Origin of the sequence: Streptomyces sp. E2N166, assembly GCF_003671715.1 — a bacterium.
In the GTDB taxonomy this organism is placed as follows: domain Bacteria; phylum Actinomycetota; class Actinomycetes; order Streptomycetales; family Streptomycetaceae; genus Streptomyces; species Streptomyces thinghirensis.
This window is the reverse complement of the sequence record NZ_RAIF01000032.1, coordinates 766,957-771,425: the sequence shown is the minus strand read 5'-3', so window position 1 is coordinate 771,425 and position 4,469 is coordinate 766,957. Positions and strand designations below refer to the sequence as shown.

4 protein-coding genes are annotated in these 4,469 nt (G+C 72.9%); all 4 read left to right on the top strand.

Annotated features, from left to right (window positions below):
- On the top strand, positions 1 to 885 hold an 885-nt coding region (locus EBH09_RS30450; RefSeq protein ID WP_274595152.1), incomplete at its 5' end, for an NADH-ubiquinone oxidoreductase-F iron-sulfur binding region domain-containing protein.
- Positions 882 to 1,742, top strand: coding sequence for a 2Fe-2S iron-sulfur cluster-binding protein (locus EBH09_RS30445; RefSeq protein WP_121750097.1), 861 nt, complete (start codon positions 882 to 884; stop codon positions 1,740 to 1,742). The genes EBH09_RS30450 and EBH09_RS30445, both read left to right, overlap by 4 nt.
- Before the next feature lie 20 nt (positions 1,743 to 1,762).
- Entirely contained in the window at positions 1,763 to 2,611 is an 849-nt protein-coding gene (gene fdhD / locus EBH09_RS30440) for a formate dehydrogenase accessory sulfurtransferase FdhD (RefSeq protein WP_121750096.1), read from the top strand.
- Positions 2,612 to 2,828: 217 nt separating this feature from the next.
- Positions 2,829 to 4,469: exo-alpha-sialidase (locus tag EBH09_RS30435; RefSeq protein WP_121750095.1), on the top strand; the 1,641-nt coding region annotated here is incomplete at its 3' end.

The following is a 4,469-nucleotide window of genomic DNA, read 5'->3' as shown; positions in this document are numbered from 1 at the left end:
ACCGGCGCGCACAAGGGCTACCTCTACCTCCGCGGCGAGTACCCGCGCGCCCTCGCCCGCCTCACCCACGCCATCACGCAGGCCCGCACCCGCGGCCTGCTCGGCGACGACGTCCTCGGCCAGGGCTACGCCTTCGACATCGAGATCCGGCGGGGCGCGGGCGCGTACATCTGCGGCGAGGAGACGGCCCTGTTCAACTCCATCGAGGGCTACCGGGGCGAGCCCCGGTCCAAGCCGCCGTTCCCCGTGGAGAAGGGCCTGTTCGGCAAGCCGACGGTGGAGAACAACGTCGAGACACTGGTCAACGTGCTGCCGATCCTGACCATGGGCGCCCCGGCGTACGCGGCGATCGGCACCCGGAAGTCCACCGGCCCCAAGCTGTACTGCGTGTCGGGAAGCGTGGAACGCCCCGGCGTCTACGAGCTCCCGTTCGGCGCCGCACTGGGCGAGCTGCTCACGCTCGCCGGGGTGCGAGAAGGGTTGCGGGCGGTGCTGCTCGGCGGCGCGGCGGGCGGCTTCGTACGCCCCGACGAACTCGACATCCCGCTCACCTTCGAGGGCACCCGGGAGGCCGGCACGACGCTCGGCTCCGGTGTCGTCATGGCCTTCGACGACACCGTCCCGCTTCCCCGGCTGCTGCTGCGCGTCGCGGAGTTCTTCCGCGACGAGTCGTGCGGGCAGTGCGTGCCGTGCCGGGTCGGGACCGTGCGGCAGGAGGAGGCGCTGCGCCGGATCGTGGAGCGCACGGGTGCCGCCGCGGCCGACGACATCGCCCTGCTGCGCGAGGTCGGCCGCGCGATGCGGGACGCCTCGATATGCGGTCTCGGGCAGACCGCGTGGAACGCCGTGGAATCCGCCATCGACCGTCTGGGGGCCTACGAATGACCGCGATACCGCTCGGAGTGCCGCGCCGGCTGGTGGAGTTCACCCTCGACGGTCAGGACGCCCGGGTCCTCGAGGGGTCGACGCTCCTCGACGCCTGCCGGACCGCCGGAAAGGACGTCCCGACCCTGTGCGAGGGCGACACCCTCACCCCGAAGAACGCCTGCCGGGTCTGCGTGGTGGAGGTCGAGGGCGCCCGGACCCTCGCGCCCGCCTGCTCACGCAGGGCCGAGCCGGGCATGGTGGTGCGCACGGACACCGAGCGCGCCCGGCACAGCCGCAAGGTCGTCCTCGAACTGCTCGCCTCGTCGGTCGACCTCTCCACGACCCCGGCGGTCGCTGGCTGGATCAAGGAGTACGAGGCGAAGCCCGACCGCTTCGGCCCGGACGCCGCCCGCGTCGACGAGGAACCCAGGATCGACAACGACCTGTACGTACGCGACTACGGCAAGTGCATCCTCTGCTACAAGTGCGTGGACGCCTGCGGCGAGCAGTGGCAGAACACCTTCGCGATCTCCGTCTCCGGCCGCGGCTTCGACGCCCGGATCTCGGTCGAGCAGGACGCCCCGCTGACCGACTCGGCGTGCGTCTACTGCGGCAACTGCATCGAGGTCTGTCCCACGGGGGCCCTGTCGTTCAGGTCGGAGTTCGACATGCGCGCGGCGGGCACCTGGGACCAGGCGCGGCAGACGGAGACGACCACGGTGTGCGCGTACTGCGGCGTGGGCTGCAACCTCACCCTGCACGTGCAGGACAATGAGATCGTGAAGGTTTCCTCACCGCACGACAACCCGGTGACCCACGGCAACCTCTGCATCAAGGGCCGCTTCGGCTACCAGCACGTACAGAACCGGGACTGACCGGCACAAGGGGCACGGACATGGGACGAGTCACGGAACGACGCAAGGTGATCCGCATACGGGACGGCGCGGTCTCCACCCGCCCCGACACGCTCGTCGCCGAGGAACCGCTGGAGATCCGGCTGAACGGCAAGCCCCTCGCGATCACGATGCGCACTCCGGGTGACGACTTCGCGCTCGCGGCCGGGTTCCTGGTGAGCGAGGGGGTGCTCGCCGAGCAGCGCGACCTCCAGAACATCGTGTACTGCGCGGGCGCGACGGCCGACGGCTCCAACACGTACAACGTCGTGGACGTGCGGACGACCCCGGACGTGCCGATCCCCGACATCACGCTGGAGCGGAACGTCTACACGACCTCGTCCTGCGGCCTGTGCGGCAAGGCCAGCCTGGACGCGGTGCGTACGACGGCCCGCTGGCCCATCGCCGACACTCCCCCGGTCCGCGTCACCCCGGAACTGCTGGCGGGCCTGCCCGACCGGCTGCGCGCCGCCCAGCGGGTCTTCGACCGGACCGGCGGCCTGCACGCGGCGGCCCTGTTCACCGGGGACGGTGAGCTGGTGGACGTACGGGAGGACGTGGGCCGGCACAACGCCGTCGACAAACTGGTCGGCCGCGCCCTCCAGAACGGAGACCTGCCGCTGTCCCGGTCGGTCCTGCTGGTGTCGGGCCGGGCCTCGTTCGAGCTGGCGCAGAAGGCCGTGATGGCGGGCATCCCGGTGCTCGCCGCGGTGTCGGCGCCGTCCTCGCTCGCGGTGGACCTGGCCGCCGAGACGGGGCTGACCCTGGTGGGCTTCCTGCGCGGCAGCTCCATGAACGTGTACGCGGGTGAGGACCGCGTCGCCCTGCGGGCCGCGGCCGCCCAGGGCTGACCCGGTCCCGCGGCACGGCGGCGGGGCCCCGACCGGCGGGGAGCGCCCCCTGCGCCGCAGGGGCCCCGTCTCGATTCTCCTTTGCCCGGAGCCTTCTGAGGCACCGTCGGACGACACGCGCGCGGATCACACGGGACGTATCGGGCGAGGAACGTCCTGATGTACTGATGTCCTGACGACCGGCTCCCGACCAGCCGCCTGAAGGGCAGACCGTTCCATGCCGTCACCTCCCCGCACGCTTCCGCGCTCCCCACTGCTCGCCCTCGTCTCCCTCTTCGCCCTGGCCGCCTCCACGCTCTCCGCCCACGCCGAATCCGGGAGCCGGGCGCCGGAGTTGGAGCAGCAGGTCCTCTTCAGGGCCGACCAGGACGCGGGGGGCTACGCCTGCTTCCGCATCCCGGCGATCGTGCGGACGACGGACGACACCCTGCTGGCCTTCGCCGAGGGCCGCGTCCTCGACTGCGGGGACGCCGGGGACATCGACATCGTCGTCAAGCGCTCCACCGACGGCGGACGCACCTGGGGACCGCTCCAGGTCGTCAACGACGGCGGCGGCGACACCCACGGCAACCCCGCCCCGGTCGTGGACCGCACCACCGGCCGGATCCTGCTGGTGGAGACGTACAACGCCGGCCGTACGGACGCCGCCGGCTGCGCGGTGCCCTGTGCCCGCACTCCCCACCTCCAGTACAGCGACGACGACGGCCGCAACTGGTCCGCTCCTCGCGACCTGAGCGCCGACATCCTGCCGCCCGACTGGAACTCCTGGTACGCGACCGGCCCCGTGCACGGCATCCAGCTCACCGGCGGCAGCCACCCCGGGCGGCTCGTGGTCGGCGTCAACGCCGAGACCTGGGACGGCGAGAGGGTCACCGCCAACCACGCCGCGCTCGCGGTCAGCGACGACGGGGGCGAGCACTGGAAGGTCGGGGCCACCGACACCTGGCCCGTCGCCGCCGACGGCACGTTCCGGCAGAAGCCGTCCGAGGTCACCCTCACCGAACGCGCCGACGGCTCGCTCCTGGTCACCGGCCGGGAGGAGAACGGCACCGACCTCGGCCACCGCACCCTGGCCGTCAGCCGTGACGCCGGCGACAGTTTCGCCGCGCCCTTCCAGGCCCTCCCGGACCTGTACACCCCGCAGGTGCAGGGTGCCGTACTCCGCCTCGGCGACCGGATGCTGCTGTCCGCCCCCGCCGACCCCGACCGCCGCCGGACGATGACGGTCCGCTCCTCCTACGATGGCGGCGCGACCTGGGACAGCGCGGACCGCGGCACCGTCGTCACGCGGGACTGGTCCGGCTACTCCGACATGGTGGCCGTCGACGACGAGACGGTGGGCCTGCTGTACGAGGCCGGGGCGGTGGACGCCCGCGACGAGATCCGCTTCGCGCGCTTCACCGAGGACTGGCTCCAGCCGCGCCGGGCCGCCGACCCCACCACCCCCGACCTCGCCGCGGGTGCCGCGCCCGCGGCCGTGCTCGGCGGCGCCGGCACGACGGACGGCGCGGTGGGCGGCGCGCTCTCCTTCGACGGCGCCGACGACGCCGTACGCCTGCCGTACGACGAGCGGCTTCCGCTCGGGGGAGGGGACTTCACGGCGTCGCTGTGGTTCCGGTACTCGGCGGACGACGGGGAGCAGCCGCTGCTGTGGATGGGCGGGGTCGGCACCACTCAGCCCCAGGTGTGGCTGCGCGCCGAGCCCGGCAACGGCCGCGTCCAGGGACTGATCACCACGCGAGAGGGCGGGGCGGCCCCGCGCTCGGCGGGGGTGCGCACCGACCGCGCCCACAACGACGGCCGCTGGCACCACCTCGCGCTGCGGCGCGGCGGGGGCCGCCTCACGCTGTTCCTCGAC